The sequence below is a fragment of the Pseudonocardia sp. Ae150A_Ps1 genome (assembly GCF_001932315.1).
In the GTDB taxonomy this organism is placed as follows: Bacteria; Actinomycetota; Actinomycetes; order Mycobacteriales; family Pseudonocardiaceae; genus Pseudonocardia.
Window position 1 is genome coordinate 42,432 of record NZ_MCIJ01000002.1, and the last position, 15,674, is coordinate 58,105.

Genomic DNA, 15,674 nt, shown 5'->3' on the forward strand with positions numbered 1-15,674 from the left:
GTTAAAGATCAAGCTGAGGAGCCTCGACCTCGGCCGCGCCAGAAAACCCGCCGTCGCCCTACACGCCGGTGGGGCGGCCCCCGGGGAGTCGGGGCCGCCCCACCCGGGGGAAGGCGATCCAGCGCTGGTCAGCCCAGGGGGATGACTCCCAGCGCAATCGCCGTTGCCATCATCACCAGCGAGCACACCGCAGCCCGCCAGATGACCTTCTTGTGGTGATCAGCCAGATCGACCTTGGCCAGCGACACCAGCAGCAACATCGCCGGGACCAACGGGCTGGTCATGTGCACCGGCTGCCCGATGATCGACGCACGAGCCATCTCCACCGGCGAGATACCGTAATGTCCGGCCGCTTCGGACAGGATCGGCAGGATCCCGAAGTAGAACGCGTCGTTAGTCAGGAAGAACGTCAACGGCATGCTCAGCACACTGACGATCACCGCGAACCACGACCCGATCTCCGGCGGCACCATCGCGATGATCCCGTTCGCCATCGCCGCGACCATCCCGGTCCCCGACAACACCCCGACCAGCACCGACGCAGCGAACACCATCGCGACCACCGCCACGATCGACGACGCGTGCGCGGTCACCGCCGTGACCTGATCAGCCGGGCGGGGGAAGTTCACGACCAACGCGATCGCCGACGCCGCAACGAACACCAGCGACAACGGCAACACATCCAACCCCAGCACCACCAGCAGTGCCACGGTCAACACCAGGTTGAACCAGATCAGCTTCGGCCGCAGCGTCGGGCGGGTCGGATCCAGAACCCCACCCGCATCGATGAACCCCACCCCCGGCGCAGACTCCGCCCCACCGACACCGATACCCCCGGCACCGGCGACCTCGGCGGCGGCGACACCGGCGGCGGCGTGCTCGGGAACCCGGTCGAACTCCGAGGCCACGACCGGCAGCGGCCGCCCCGCGGCGGCGAGCCTCTTCCGTTCCGAACGGCCAAGGAGCCAGGCCAGGACCAGCACCGTGACCATCCCCAGCACCATCCCCGGGATCATCGGGTTGAACAACTCCGAAGGCGACACGTTCAACGCCGTCGCCGCCCGCGCGGTCGGCCCACCCCACGGCAAAATGTTGAGGACCCCGTTGGCCAGGTTCGCCACCACCGTCAACGTCACCGGGCTCATCCCCAGCCGCAGGTAGATCGGCAACAACGCCGACACCGTGATGATGAACGTCGTCGACCCATCACCGTCGAGGGACACCGCGCCGGCCAGCACCGCGGTCAGCACCACCAGCCGGACCGGGTCGTTGTTCACCGCCCGCAACACAAACCGGATCAACGGGTCGAACAACCCGACATCGATCATCGTCCCGAAGAAGATGATCGCGAAGAACAGCAACACCGCCGTCGGCGCGAAGTCCTTCATCGCCGACGTGATCGCCTTGACGACCCCGTCCTCCCCCGACTCCGCGACCCCCGTACCGACCGCGACCAGAGCAAACGTCAACGGCACCAACACCAGCGCCAACGTCGGAGCAAGCCGCTTCGACAAGATCAAAAACATGAAGACCGCGATCATCGCGGACCCCAGAGCGATAAGCACGTGGACCCTCACCATTGTCGGTCGATGTGCGAACACTGGCCAGCCAGCCCCCCACCCGCAACATATGATCACAAAGAAACTAACGATCATGTTGCAGACCGAAACTCCCCGGCGTCCTCACCACCCTCACCGGACCGACGAAAACCCCCGTCACGGCACCAGCGCCGCAGACACCGCCCACGACGACTGCGACTGCGACTGCGACGACAGAGCCCAGTAGCGGCCGGTCTTGGTCACCAGCCCCGCAGCGGCGAGAGCGGTCAACGCTTTCGACACCGCCGGCGCCTTCCGCCCCGACGCCGCAGCGATCTCCCCGGTCCGAGAACACCCCGCAACCAGAGCGGCGTACACCTCGGACTGCGCAGGCGACAACCCACTCACCTCAGCACCGACCTCAGCACCGAGGTCAGCGCTGAGGTCAGCGCTGAGGTCAGCGCTGCTCCCGAGGTCATCGAGGCCGGGCCCATCGCCGGCCACGGGCCCCCCACCCCGAACGGGCACAGACACGACATCGGCGGCCGTCAACGCCGCCGGCACCGACACACCCGACCACCCCGGCAACACCACCGAAGCCGCAGACTCCACGACCGGGGCGACACCACCGCCGACGCCGACGCCACTGGCCCTGGTGGCGGTGCTGCGGCGCCAGGCGGCCAGTTTCGCCGTCTGAGCCTCCCACCGCGCCCTCGGCGACAGCCCCTGAGCCGGCTGGAACCGCAGAACCGCCGCCGCGGTGTCCGGATCCAGAGCGGCACCGGGCACCGACCGCACCCACTCCCCCAGATCAGGCGCCCACGCCACCCGGCCCATCGCCATCCGCCCACCCGAACTCGCGAAGCAATACCCACCACCGGCCGGCAACGACGTCGGCGCCACGGCAAGCCCGTCGACCACGACGTTCTCACTACGGTTCATGTTGCGGAACGCGAACAGGTTCCGGGCGGACAGGAAGCTCCGCAGCACCGTCGACCCACCGAAGTCCGGCGCCAGCAGAGACTGCGTCCCGACCACGACAGCGACCCCGTACTTACGGCCGATCCGCACCACCCGCTCCAACCGTCCGATGAAATCCGCCGCCACCAACACCGGATGCGTCGACAGCCGATGCAACTCATCGATGACCCACACCAGCCCCGGCAACCCCGGGGCGGGCAACAGCTTCCGCGCCGACGGCTGAACCGCCGGGTCCGTGATCGCCACCAGCACCCCGGGAACGCCGTCCGGGGCGGACGGGCCCTCAGTGAGCGTGGACTTCAGCAACGACCGCACCTCCAACGCGGCCTCCACCGCCCCCAGCTGGGCCAGGACACCCTCCGGGCCCGACTCCGCCCAATCGGCGACATCATTGAGCACCGGGCTGGAGCCGCCATCAGGGTCACCGTCACCGAAGAACACATGCCAGCACCCCGACGACGCCAGACCCAGCCCGATCGCCTCCAGACACGCCGACTTCCCCGACCCCGGCTCCCCGGTCACCAAACCGTTGCGCACACCGACAGCCTCCACCGCGTGGAAGACCATCTCGCCCTCCCCGTCGGCATACGGGCCCAACGGGATCGCACCGTGCTCATAACGGGGCCCGGTGAACGCGATCCCGCTCGAGAGCACGTCAGCGATGATCACCGTCAGCTGCGCCCAGCCCTCGTCATCGGGATACGGCTCCACCACCAGCTGTTTCCCCGACACACCCAACGCCGAGGCGATCCGGCCCCGACGAGACAGGATGTCGTCGAAACACAGCTCACCGGGCGGAGTCCGCACCGTCCACCGCACCGCCCGCGCCGAATCCGCACGGTCGGTCAACAGTGACCCGGGGAGAGCTTTCCCGCGGCCGGCGACGTTCTCAGCCCACCGCCACGCCAACCCGTCCCCCACATCACCGGCGTCCTCGTCGTGGCCCAGCACCAGGCCAGACGCGGGCACCGTGACCGGGTGAGCGGCCATCCAACCCGACCAGCACGCCGCCGATCCCGCCGCGAGCGCGGCGAGCAGCGCCGGATCCGCCGGGCCGACCACCGCCGACGCCCCCACCCACACCCCCGCACCCACCACACCCGCCCACGACGCCGTCGTCCACGACGACGGGATCCGGCGCCGCCACCACCCCCGCGCCCCGGCCACCCCGGCGGACACAGTGAGCCCGGCACCAACGGCGGTCACCGACGCCGCAACCGGCCCGCCCGAGACCGCGACCAGATCACACACCGCCCAGCCCAGCGCCCCAGCCGCCGCGGCCGCGGCCGTGGCCAGATACGGCACCCGCCGCGCCCACACCCGAGCCCGCACCCGCTCCGCCCGCTCACTCACCACAACCTGACCAGGGGATTCCCGCCGCAACACCGACCCCCGTGCCCGCACCACCACCTCCCCACCCGCGACAGGCTCGGCGGCGGTCAGGCGCTGCAACGCCGCAGCCAGAACCTCCGGACTCACCCCAGCCGCACCGGCCACCCCTGACTCGATCGCCGCACTCATCGATCCTCCAGACACTCAGCCATTCAGTGCTGTTCGGTGCTGTTCGGTGCTGTTCGGTGGTGCCCCGCACCGCCACGACACGGACGCTCGACGACCGGTACCCACGTACCGGTTTCCGAGGACGGGGCTGACCCCGATGGGCTCCGACCTGCGCATTCACAAGCCAGAGCCCATCGAAGACGCGTCAGGTGCGGGTGCCGATGTAGGTGCCCGACACCGTCGCTGCCAGGGAGTCATCGGCCAGGACCTGGTCCTGGGTCGACAGATGCCGCGCGAAATGGGACTGCGCGCTCGAGGCGCTGTCGCGGAACAGCGCCGCGTGCTCCTGCATCTGCCCGAGCAACGCGATCGGGGCGCCCGACACCCCCGCCGAGGACAACGAGGCCACAGACTGCTCGATCTCGGTGAACATCCGCTCAGCCAACCCGCGCATCTGCTCACAGAAATGATGCGCACTCCCCGGATCCAGGGTCTCCCCACTCCCCATCGACGCCCCCGAAACGCCGACACTGCTGCTGCTGGCGCTAGCGCTGGTGCTGATCGCGGTCATCAGACCGTCCTTCCCATCGTCACTACTGGTCACGTCACTGCCGGTCACAGAGCTGTTGGTCGTGCTGGTCGGGTCCGGGCGGTGGAGCGGATGCACCGTCGCCCACCCGACACCCACACCGCTCTCGGTCTCGGTCTCGGTCTCGGTCTCGGTCTCGGTCTCGGGAACGCTGCCGTCGGTGGGCAGGTCCTCGGCTTCCTTCCCCGCGGGCTTCTTCCCCGGGGCCGTCCCGGTCACGGGCGGGTCGACGGTGATCACCATCAGCTCCTCCTCCGGAGTCCGGCCGGTGTCACGTTCCGCGGGTCGTGGCGGTCCCGGGCGAGCCGTCCACTCGCCGCGGCCACCCGCACCACGCCGCCGCGTCGTCTGCCCGGCGCGGTCGCGCACCGCGCGGGCCCAGCGTTGCCGCCGCAGCACCCCGGCCGCGGCCCGCTCATGACGGCGGCGCCGGCGCTCGGTGGCGTAATCCCAGCCATCAGCCCACCACGCACCCAACGCTTGCCGGGCCGGGCCGGGCTCGCGCCGACCCCGCGGGTGCGCGATCCGCTCCGCCACCCGCCCGGCCAGGGCTTCAGCGATCGTCGGCCCCAACCGGCGAGCGTCTTTCGCCATACGCCGTTCATGCGCACGTTCAGCACGACGACGCCGATCCCGCAGGCGGGGTGGCTCGGTGCCCCGCGCGGTCGCGATCACCTCCGCACCCGCGTATCTCACCAGGCCCCAGACGACCAGGGCGACCAGCAGGATCGTCTCCACCCGCGATCACCCGGTGATCCACGTCGACGCCACCGCACCCGCACCGCCGACCCCGCGAGCCAGGACGCTGTAGAAACCCGCCAGCAACGGCGCACCGGAGGCGACCGCGAGGGTCGGTGCGGTCAACGCCAGCCACGGATGCCACGACTTCGGGCGCGCGGTCTTCGGCAGGATGCCCTTCACCACGACCTCCAGCGTCGCGACCACACACACCGCCGCCAGCACCGTCCCCCCAGCCACGCCCAACAGCTGGGTGACCGTGGAACTCGCCCCCGACACCGTCGTGAACACCCGACCCAGCAGCGTGCCCAGTACCCCGCCGATCCCGGTCCCCGCGACCAGGAACAACGCGTTCGTCGTCTTCGCGCAGTTCTGGTTGTACTTCAGCCACCCACCCAGGACCAGCGCCAACGCCGCGACCACCCCGGTCGACGCCCACCCCGCCGCGTTCACGACGTGCCCCCGGCAGACGAGGCCCCCGACAGCCAGGTCCCCAGCGACGCCGGCGTCCAGTAGGACCAGGTCACGAACTCCGGCACCAGCAAACCCACGACCGGGACCTGATCCAGTACCGACGCGACCGTCACCGCCAGCGGCCCGACCGTCCAAAGCCGGCCCGGGGTCCGTGACGCCCACCCCACCACCCCCGACACCACCAGAGCGGGGGCCTGCACCACCCAGAAATGGACGACGGCGACCTGACGCACCATCGGATGCTCCGATGACGTCCAGTCACCACGACGGGCCAGCTCCAGACCCTCGGCAACGGTCACCGGACGCTCCACCACGGCCCGGCAGCCCGCCACCGCATCGACAACTGCTCTCGACACACTGCGGGCGAGTCGCGCCCACCACGGCGGCCCCGCCGCCGGGACCGGACCCCACCCCGCCTTCCCCGCCACAGCCGACACCTCTGGAGTCACCCTCGGCGCCGACTCACTCACCGACGCCGCGCTCGCCGCTGTACTCGCCGCTGTACTCGCCGCTGTACTCGCTGCCGCGCTCATCGCTGGGCCCTTCCCGTCCTCAGCGGCTCCCGCGCCTGCAGCTCCAGGAGCCGATCCCCCGCCGTGACCAGCGCCGAGGTCGCCGACTCGACCAGCCGCGACGCTTCAGCCGGGTCCGGATGCCGCCTACTCGCCGCACCCCGGGCGTAATCGAACGCCGCACACAGCCGCTCCACATCGCTCCCCGCCGCAGCGAAACGCACCACGAACCGCGACCTGCGCCGATCACGGCGACCACGACGCAACACCGTCTCCGCCTCCCCACCGGACAACACAGCGGCGCGACGGCGATACCCGCTCACCGCCGACCACCCCGACCCACACCACGCCCCACAGCACGCCGGTACTCACAAGCCCGGACCACCAGCCCGGCGACGCCGCACCACACCACCACCGCCGCCACCCCCATCACGACCCGCGGCACCGACCAGTCCCCGGCCGCCGGGAACATCGCCCCCACCAGCACAAACACACTGAACCCGACACCACCGGCACCGAGCAGCACCGGCACCGACGACACCACAGCCACCAGCCGCGGCACCCACCGCGACACCGCAGCCCGCACCGGATGCGGCGCGAACCGCGGACGACGCACCCGCACCCGCTCCGGCGGAAGCAACGACAACTGACCCGGATCGCTCGGGAGACCCGACCGGCCCGACGGGTGATCCAGCGAATGGACCGGCGAACGACGAGAAACCTGACGAGACAGCCCCGATGACGACACGACAACAGACACGCAAACCTCACCCCAAAAAGGAAGAAGCAGGAGATAACGGACACCTTCGCTCGCACAGCCACCCCTACAGCAGCTACAGCCAGACGAAGACAGCCCGAGAAAGAACGAGACAGAACCAGACAGACACTCACACCGAAACGGTCAGGACTGACCGCCCGGAGGGGGCGGGGACGCAGCCCGGCTAGGCCAGAGCAGCGACCCGGACACCGTTCACACGCCCCGCCGCCGCACGACCAGACGCCGTCGGCGAACCGAACGCCGTAGCGGCGGGCGACGCGGCGGTGCGGTGCAGGAACGCGGTGACGTGGTCATAGGCGTCACCGGCCAGCTGAGCCCGGGACTTACCCACGCCGAAGGTCTTACGGATCGCCTCCCGCGACACCGACCCCGCACGCTCCCCCGACACCCCCGGAGCAGGAATCAGACCATCGGCCACAGCGCGGCGGGTCCGCTCATAGAGCACCACCGTGTCCGCCGACGCCTCATCCAGACGGGTCGGGGTGAGTTCGTCATACAGGTCGGCGAAGATCGGCCGGAACACCGAATGCAACACATGCTGGACAACGACCGCGGCGGCAACCAGCAGCGGCGGCAACACATGAGCCAGGGTCGACCCCGGGTCGAAGCCATACCGCACACCCCACGGCACCACCGTCAGAGCAAGCGACGCCCCAGCCAGACCGGCGTCCAGGGCATACAGGCCGCGGGGGATCCGGCGGCCGTGCTGCACCGCAGTGAACCCGACGAACAACGACACGACCAGCAGCACCGACGCCAGAGGCTCGATCAGGTAGCCGTACCACGGGCCGTCGACACCGACCACACCGTCATGCACGGTCACCGCCATGAACAGCACACCCGCGGCGATCAACGCCGGCGGCACCATCGACAACCCGACATAGCGCCGATACGTCGACGTCAGCCGGCGATCGGGGTTCAGCAACCGGTCCCGGTTCGCGACCGCACGCCCGGCCCAGCCGGCCTCCCGACGCTCCCCACGAGCAGCGGCGATCTCACCCATCCGCACCCGCCGGGCCTCCGCCCGCTCCGCGCCACGCAGCTTCTCGGCGACCCGGCGGTCCGCGCGGCGCTCACGCGCCGACCGCGCCTGCACCAGAGCCGGATCGTCCTGCAACGCCACGACCGCGCGGGCCTGAGCCACCTCACGAGCCAGCAACCGGGCCTCACCGATCAGACGCGGCGCCGCCACATCAGAGCCATCGGGACCGGCGCCCGGATCAGCGCCAGGGGCCGCAGTGGGGATCAGGCCCTCTGCCCACCCCTGCGGCCGGGAACCGTTCGAGCGAGAGCCGTTCGGGCGAGAGCCGTTCATCGGGCCCACCCCGGCGACCAGACCGACGCAGAACCACGCGGCAGCGGGATCGACGCCCACAGGCGATCGATCAGCGTCTCGGTCCACCCATCCGGGAACCAGCCGAGCCACTCACAGCCCAGACCCTCATCCGGAAGACTCGCCCCACCCGGGGGTGGAACATTGAACATCGTGCAGGCAGGATGCCTCACAGCCGATCACCTGTTTCGTTTCAGCAGGTTGGTTGGTGAGACCGGCGCCCCGGATCTATGTCCGGGGTGTCGGTCGCCCACCCAGCAGCAGCCGGGCGGTCTTTTCCATGTCTAGCACCCCGCCCGGCCCGGTGACAAGACCGGACCTCGACCCGCCGTCACCGCCCGGACACCCACCGCATCCGATACCGCACCCAGCCGACGGCCCATGCGGGACCCGGCGATCACAGCCGCAGCGGATGCCGCCGAGGGGAAATTTTCCGGGGCGCCTCGCGCGCGAGCGCGACGCGCGCCCACGCGCACATCGCGTTGAGACCCGCACCAGTCACCGACCACCGAGGAAATTTCCGCCAGGAAAAACCCCAGGCTCGCCCCGGCGGGCCCCGGCGTCGAGGGCCACCAGCAGCACCGGCCACGCACCCGCCGCGACCAGCCCGACAGGCTGGCACAACCGGCACCCCCGGCAGAGACCCACAGCCAGCGATCCGGCCGGACGCGAGCCGGCCGGCGGCGAGCCGGCGACCGGCGCCGCACCACGATCCGACCGAGGACCGCGACCGATCGCAGCAGCAACAACCACACCGGCGGCGGCGGCGGTGTCGGCGGCGGTGTCGGCGGCGGCGGTGTCACGTGTCGGACGCTCGAGAGATCCGGCGGCGCCGACCGAGATGCCGGCGAGGAAATTTCCTCGCCAGACACACCGACGGGCCAGGCTCAACGCGATGCGCGCGTAAGCGCGCGTCACGCACGCGCGCGAGGAGCCCGGGATTTCCACCGGAGACACCCACCGAGACACACAAGGAGACACCGCCGCGCAAACCTTGAGCGGGTACGGCCGAACACTCATGCACCAGGCGCTCGATAACACCCGGGACTGCGGCGCGGGACCGTGACGCGAACCTGGAGGGCGACACCCGCGCGGTCGCGGCGGCCACGCCGGTTAGGCGGCAGCCGGCGCCGTGAGCGACGGTGACGGGAACGGGGTGGCCCACGATCCGGCGCGGCAACCTCCCGGCCGGCCACAGCCGCTGGGTTCGGCCCGAGGTGCGGGCGGCAGCGACCCGAGGCGGCCCGGGATCGGCGGCGGATAGCAGGGCACGGGCGCGGCCGAACACGCCAACACCGAACGTTCCGACCCCGAACGTTCCGACACTGAGTGCTCCGCCGCGGACGACCCGGGCAGCTCTGCTCGCCTGGCCGCGCAGAAGGCGTCCCATGATCGCTCCACAGGTAGCGGGACCAGCACTTTCACCTCACGCATCAGACGTCGGGAGGTGCGTCGGACACGGCCGGATGACACCGGCACCGAACCCGGCACCAAGAGGAATCCCCAGGTCAAGGCGTCGCGGCCCTACGGGTCGCGCCGAGCGTCAGGGCCTGACGGTATCCATGATCGTTTCTGTGTGGCGTTTCCGCTGGTCCCGACACTTACCGACACCTGATCGCCCGGAGCGTCGCGGGCGGCGGGCGCGAGTGGTGACTCCCCCCGGGGCGGGCCACGTACGGATACATCCGCAGGTCAGAGGAGCGATCCAGGGAGCGAACACCTCACCCGGAGGGCCTCCGGCGCCCGGTGGGGCGATCATGAAACGGATCGTTTCCGCTGGTCCCGGTATTTGTCGACGCCCTGTCGCATGTCGGCATGAGGGTGGCGCGAGCGGCCGGCGGCGGTGAGCGGCCGACCTGAGCCTGAGAGAATCCCCAGGTCAGAGACCCAACCTCGCCGGGTCATCGACTCCGAGGGTCGGACGCGCGGAGCCGCTGGTTGATCATGCATCGGCTTGTTTCCGCTGGTCCGGGCAGTTGTCGATGGCGTATCGCCCCGGCCGGAGGTGAAGTCGGGGCCGGAGGTGTTGCTGCAGGGCGGCGGTGGGTTCGGGAGGATTCCCAGGTCGGTGCCGGTGCAGTGGTGGCGGGTGCCTGCCTGGACACCACTGGCGCGGACCCTTGCCTCGATCATGGTGTGGGGTGTTTGCGCTGGTCCGGGCGGGTGTGATGGCGCCTGGGTGATGGTGCCTGGGTGATGGCGTTGTGGGTGTGGACGAGGAGCGGAGCGAGGAGCCGATGAGGAATCGGGGGTGGGCGGCGGGGCAGGTTTTCGAGGTCACCGACGAGACCGCGCGGGCGGTGGTGGTGCCGCTGCAGGCAGCGTTGGAGGCCGAGGCGCGCGGCCCGGATGCCCACCTGCTGCAGGACTTCTACGTCGAGGGCGGTGCTGAGCTGCGGGAGCTGACCGGGAGTGCATTGGTGATGCAGGTAGTGGTCGGGGCCGGGGACCGGCGGCGGGGGCGGGCGGCGGCGCAGCGGGTGTTGCGGCGGGCGTTCCTTGCCGCGGTGGTCGATCCGGGCGGGCCGTTGGGTCATCTGCCCGTCGAGGAACGCGGCGACGCCGCGGAGGCCCTCTACGAGTCCACAGGGGCCCGACCGGTCGTCGATGAGGAGCCGATCGGTGAGCAAGTGGCCCTGAGACCTGACTCGTAACAGCCGCCGCGCAGCAGGCCAGCTTCGACAACTGCATCAAGATCGCCCCACAGGTATCGGGACCAGCACTTTCACCGCCCGCAACACGCGGCGCGCGGCACGCTGCACAGCGCTGGGTGGCACCGCCGGCGAAGTCCTTTCCGGGAGGGATCCCCAGGTCAGAGCGTCACGGGCGGTGCAGGTGTCCGGCAGCATGCCACCCTCCAACGTTCATGATCGCTCCTCTGGGCCGTTTCCGCTGGTCCGGGCACTTCCCGATACCCGCTCGGCGGGATCGGCGCGGGAGTGGCGCTCGGGCGGCGGCGGCAGCCGTGAAGGCCCCGGGTCGAGTGAATGCCCAGGTCAGCGACATGAAGATCCCGGCGAGCATCGCCGGGCAGGACCGGCAACGAGGGGGTCGGTTGATCACCGATCCAGGGGGTTTCTGCTGGTCCGGGCACTTGTCGATAGCATGTCGCCCTTTCCTGGCGGGACATGCGCGGCGCACGGCGACACCCAGGCCAGGGGCCTTCTATCGCAAATATCTGCAGGTCAGAGCCCTCGGAGCCGGGTCCGCAGGGCGCCGGGCGACACCGGAGACCGGAGGCGCGACCCCACATGATGATCATGGATTGGGGTCGTTTCTGCTGGTCTCACTACTTCTCGATGTCTGGTCGCGGTAATGGGTGCAGGGTGTGCGGGCGGCCGGTGCTGGGGCCCGGTCAGCCCGGCGGGTTCGCGAATCCCCAGGTCAGAGGGCTGTTCAGAGCTATCGGGCAAGGATGGATAGCAGCACCCTCCGCGGCGTGTGTCGATCATGGGGCGGGTCGTTTCCGCTGGTCGGGGTAGGTCAGCCTGGAGAGGGGATGCCTGGGCCGGGTGCTGGTGCTGGTGGAGAGTCCGGGTGGATGCGGTCAGGATGCGGTGGGGATGCGGGCCTCAGCAGGGCGACGAGGGAAGAGGGCGATATGCGGTCGTGGGTGGTGGTTCAGACCTTCGATGTTTCTGATGCGGCGGCGGAGGCGTTGGCGGTGCCGTTACGGCAGGCGTTGCGGGCCGAGCAGGCCGGTGCGGCGGGTCGGGTGGTGGAGGATCATGACGTCGTGGTGGGCGCGTCGGTACGCGCGGAGATCGGGCGGGCCCTGGCGGTGATGGTGGCCGTGACCGCTGGGGATCGGCGGCGCGGGCGGGTGCACGGCCGGCGGGTGCTGCGGGCGGCGTTCCAGGCTGCCGCGCAAGCCCCGTGGGGGCCGTTGGCTCAGGTGGCCGCCGTGGAACGCGCCGAAGCCGCGGAACAGCTCTACACCCGCACGGTGGACCGGCTGGTCGTCGCCGAGACGGCACCCGGGCCGCTGCGGCAGATGCTGAAGCAGCAGCTGGGCGTGGACCTGATCCGCGGCGGCTTCCTCTGACAGCGCCGGCCGTTCCGACCCGGCTCCCGGGTGACTGGCTGGGCGGCTGGGGCCCGCGACATGATCGCGTCGCAGGTATCGGGACCAGCGCTTTTACCGTACGCACCACGCGGCGGGCACCATCGCCGCTCGGCGGCGGTTAACACTGGCGGTGTGTCGAGCGTTCGGATCCTGGGCGGAGCTGCTGGTGTTCTCCGTGCCGCTCGTGTTGTCCTGGCCGGTTGTTGGTCGGGGACCGTTGATGACCGCAGCAGAGGTGCTCGTAGCGGGTGTGGCGGGCGTGTGACCGCTGTGGGTGACCGCTGGGTCGTGGGCAAGTCGACCCGGACCGCAGTCCGCGCTAGCGGGCGAGGACCGGAAGCGGCGCGGCAGCACCGTTCGTGCGACGCGGCAGCGCGCGGCCGGGTGCGGGTGTCGGTGGTGAGCATGACGCTCCGGTCGAGCTGAGGCGTCGGGACCGCCGGTCGGCGAGTAGAGCGGTGATCTGTGCGTAGGCGGTCTCGCGGGCGCCAACGGAAATGACATCGTGGTCGGGGACGAGCCCGGTGAGGAGTGCGTGGCGGTCGCGGGCCTGGTTACGGACCAGGAGGGCGCGGGCCTGAGTGCGCTGCTGGTCGTCAGCGTGTAGCGCGGCAACGGTGAGCTGGGTGTGGCCGTAGGGCAGCCGCTGCGCGGCGGCGTGGCCGTGCCGGGCCGCGAGGCCGGCGCGGTGGGTGGCGTCGACGTGGGGGGCGGTGAGGGGCCCGGACGGGCTGGTCCAGGGGGCGAGGCGGTGGCGGAGCCACGCCGTAGGCCAGCGGACCTGGGAGGCGGGGCAGCGCTCGACCCGGCGGGCAGGTCCGTCGGTGCTGGGCTGGTGTGCCAAGGCGTGGCGTAGGTCGTTGTTGGTCCATCCGGCCCGCCAGAACGGCTTGATCCGGGCCCGGATTGCCCGCGGCGAGAGCCGCGCGAGGTGTGGGTCGTCGTGGAGCTGTCGGGCTGCGGCGAGCATCTCCCCCCCGGTGAGCGGCACCCGGTCATCGAACCAGTCCCCGTAACGCCGGGCGTGGCAGGCCGGCTCCGGCCGCACCGGCCGCACCGGCCGGGCCTGCAGCCACGGCCGCGCAGCGGGCCGGGCCCCGGCCCGGGCTCTGGCCGGGGTGTGGATGATCGTTTTCGCGCGCGTGTGAACAGAACTCTTACCTTCGGTAAGAGTAAACCTCGTTGGGGTCCAACTTTCGCCGCGCAACGACCCCGGCGGGGCCTCGGACGGGCCCGCCGAGAAGCTTTCGGAGGGGATGTCGGAGGGGATGTCGCCGATCTCGGTGAGGGGTGCGTGGCGGGCGTCGTCGGGCGCCGCGGCGGTGTTCGACGCGGTGACCGCGTGGTCGGGCAGGCGGAGTTGGTAGACCGCTGCCCGGTTCCCGCACCGGCCGTGGATCGCGGTCTGGAGCGGCCCGCGGTACTGCGGGGTCGAACCGGACTCGACCAGCAGCAACCAGCCCGCCTCACGCAGCTTCGCGAGCCAGGACGCGACCGAGGACCGCGCCCACCCCGAAACCTCCTGCAAACGCGCCCAGGTCGGCCACGTGTAATGATCTTCCCAGTCCGCACGGCGGGCCAGCTCGTCGAGCAGAAGATCCGCACGGGGACGGACATCACCACGCAGCTCCCGATACCAGGCCGAAGCACGGATCGCGCCCACCCAGTCCCGGGCAGTCCGCGGCAGGACCCCGGCGGCCTCGTCGTCACCGGCCCCGGGAGCATCGTCATCGGTGGCAGCCTCGTTGGTGACCGACGCCCAACACCGATCACAGACCACCGAGTCCAACACCGTGTCCCGCGACCGCCCGGACCGACGCACACAACCCGTACACATCACCGGCGCCGCAGACACCGCCGCCAGCTCACAGACAGAACGCCACTCGACCCCGGCCACCGCGGCCGCTGTAGCGGCCAACTCCCCCGGAGCAAGCTCGACCAGAGGCCAGAGCCCGACGTCGAGACCGGCCCGAACCGCACACCCACAGACGCTCTGAGCGTCCTCGACCGGGGGGGTTGATGAGCCTTGACCGGTCGAGCTATGGTTGTCCTGCGCATGCAACGCGTATCCGCCCCTCTTGGTGGGGGCTGAAGGGATCGGAGCTACTACTCCGTTGCACTTCCTACATCGGGCCCGACCTCTTTAAGGGGTCGGGCCCGACGTAGTTCTAGCGTGCCTCTGATCCTCAGCCCGGGATGTTCAGTAGTTGGATGGGTCTAGGTCTGCATCGCGCTGATCCTCTCATCGTGCGTGTCGTGCGCCGAGAAGCCGAGAAGCCGAGAAGCCGAGAAGCCGAGAAGCCGAGAAGCCGAGAAGCCGAGAAGCCGAGAAGCCGAGAAGCCGAGAAGCCGAGAAGCCGCCCGACGGTGGATCCTAGCGGTTCTGGCGTGGGGTCGAGTGTCCGCCGCGCTGGTCCCGACCGAGCTCTTGTGTGTCGTTGATCATGCGATCATGTCCATGAGTGGATCGAGGATGTTCTGGGCGGCGCGTAGGTGTCCGACTGCGGTTGCTTGCGCTGGCGACTCGGCTAGCGGGTCAGCGACAGTCTGCGCGGCGTGGAGGACTTCATGAGCGGCGCGGAAGAGCTCGCCTCGGAGCCAATTATCGCTGGCGCCGCTTGCGAGGGCAGGATCGAGGGCGGGGTACATGTCGGGACCTCATCATCGTCTACTCGGGGCCGGCGGTCACCTGTTCGGCGTGGCGGTGCTTACTTGGGGAACGACGGCCACGGCGTCTAGTGACGCTCGGTAGTGCTTACCTCACCACACTGCACCACCGTCGTCAACGGGGTGTGTCATGCTGCAGTCCAAGGCTTGCAGGACGCGAGGTCGAGCGCGCATACCAAGGGGGAGACTGGTGGGTCAGGCGGCGGTGGAGCTGGGTGAGCGGCTGCGATCTGAGATCAAGGAGTACGAGCAGCGAACGGGACAATCGTCGCTGTCTATGCGGAAGCTGGCTCGACAGATGCGCGATGCCGGCGTGCAGATCTCACACGAGAGCCTGAGGCGAGCCCTTGCAGGGACCCATGTGCCGCCGACGATGAAGTTGCAGGAGATAGCCGCATTCTTCGGAACTAGCTTCCTGGCGTTTGACGTGAATCTCGACCCTCGTTGCGTTCGGGTGATGGGCCGCCTTGCGCGTCTTGATGATGCAGGTCGTGTGGC

11 protein-coding genes are annotated in these 15,674 nt (G+C 70.1%); 3 read left to right on the top strand and 8 right to left on the bottom strand.

Annotated elements, in window-relative coordinates; all coding sequences use genetic code 11:
• Window positions 1–128 precede the first annotated feature (128 nt).
• The 7 genes from Ae150APs1_RS29085 to Ae150APs1_RS29120 all read right to left on the bottom strand — a co-directional run bounded on the left by Ae150APs1_RS29085 (window position 129) and on the right by Ae150APs1_RS29120 (window position 8,485).
• A complete protein-coding gene (locus tag Ae150APs1_RS29085) occupies window positions 129–1,541 on the bottom strand; it encodes an SLC13 family permease (protein WP_249266613.1) in 1,413 nt (470 codons plus the stop codon).
• A 174-nt stretch (window positions 1,542–1,715) separates the two neighbouring features.
• Complete coding sequence (locus tag Ae150APs1_RS34470; RefSeq protein ID WP_075302845.1) at window positions 1,716–4,040, bottom strand: helix-turn-helix domain-containing protein; 2,325 nt, start codon at window positions 4,038–4,040, stop codon at window positions 1,716–1,718.
• A 184-nt stretch (window positions 4,041–4,224) separates the two neighbouring features.
• Window positions 4,225–5,346 (bottom strand): hypothetical protein, encoded by a 1,122-nt coding sequence (locus Ae150APs1_RS31635; RefSeq protein WP_139317244.1) that lies wholly within the window; start codon window positions 5,344–5,346, stop codon window positions 4,225–4,227.
• 6 nt (window positions 5,347–5,352) lie between these two features.
• Window positions 5,353–5,799, bottom strand: coding sequence for a hypothetical protein (locus tag Ae150APs1_RS29100; protein WP_075302849.1), 447 nt, complete (start codon window positions 5,797–5,799; stop codon window positions 5,353–5,355).
• Window positions 5,796–6,119, bottom strand: coding sequence for a hypothetical protein (locus tag Ae150APs1_RS29105; RefSeq protein WP_075302851.1), 324 nt, complete (start codon window positions 6,117–6,119; stop codon window positions 5,796–5,798). Before Ae150APs1_RS29105 ends, Ae150APs1_RS29100 begins: the two co-directional genes overlap by 4 nt.
• Window positions 6,120–6,651: 532 nt before the next feature.
• Window positions 6,652–7,092, bottom strand: a complete 441-nt coding sequence (locus Ae150APs1_RS31640; protein WP_139317245.1) for a hypothetical protein — start codon at window positions 7,090–7,092, stop codon at window positions 6,652–6,654.
• Window positions 7,093–7,273: 181 nt separating this feature from the next.
• Window positions 7,274–8,485, bottom strand: a complete 1,212-nt coding sequence (locus tag Ae150APs1_RS29120; protein ID WP_139317246.1) for a hypothetical protein — start codon at window positions 8,483–8,485, stop codon at window positions 7,274–7,276.
• Between the two features lie 2,168 nt (window positions 8,486–10,653).
• Here Ae150APs1_RS29120 and Ae150APs1_RS29125 point away from each other — a divergent pair.
• Together Ae150APs1_RS29125 and Ae150APs1_RS29130 are read left to right on the top strand one after the other, a co-directional pair.
• Window positions 10,654–11,097 carry a hypothetical protein gene (locus Ae150APs1_RS29125; protein WP_075302859.1) on the top strand — a complete coding sequence of 148 codons (444 nt, stop codon included), beginning with the start codon at window positions 10,654–10,656 and terminating at the stop codon, window positions 11,095–11,097.
• Window positions 11,098–12,056: 959 nt separating this feature from the next.
• Window positions 12,057–12,488 (top strand): hypothetical protein, encoded by a 432-nt coding sequence (locus Ae150APs1_RS29130; protein WP_139317247.1) that lies wholly within the window; start codon window positions 12,057–12,059, stop codon window positions 12,486–12,488.
• Window positions 12,489–12,828: 340 nt separating this feature from the next.
• Here Ae150APs1_RS29130 and Ae150APs1_RS29135 read toward each other — a convergent pair whose 3' ends face one another.
• A complete protein-coding gene (locus tag Ae150APs1_RS29135) occupies window positions 12,829–14,298 on the bottom strand; it encodes a hypothetical protein (protein WP_139317645.1) in 1,470 nt (489 codons plus the stop codon).
• 1,068 nt (window positions 14,299–15,366) lie between these two features.
• On the opposite strand from Ae150APs1_RS29135, the gene Ae150APs1_RS33045 reads away from it, so the two are divergent.
• On the top strand, window positions 15,367–15,674 hold a 308-nt coding region (locus Ae150APs1_RS33045), incomplete at its 3' end, for a hypothetical protein (RefSeq protein ID WP_212567352.1).

What these genes read in the sequence shown, in the direction of transcription:
- Ae150APs1_RS34470 (WP_075302845.1), bottom strand. Translation starts at nt 4,040, where the DNA reads ATGAGTGCGGCGATCGAGTCAGGGGTGGCCGGTGCGGCTGGGGTGAGT.
- Ae150APs1_RS29085 (WP_249266613.1), bottom strand. Translation starts at nt 1,541, where the DNA reads ATGATCGCGGTCTTCATGTTTTTGATCTTGTCGAAGCGGCTTGCTCCG.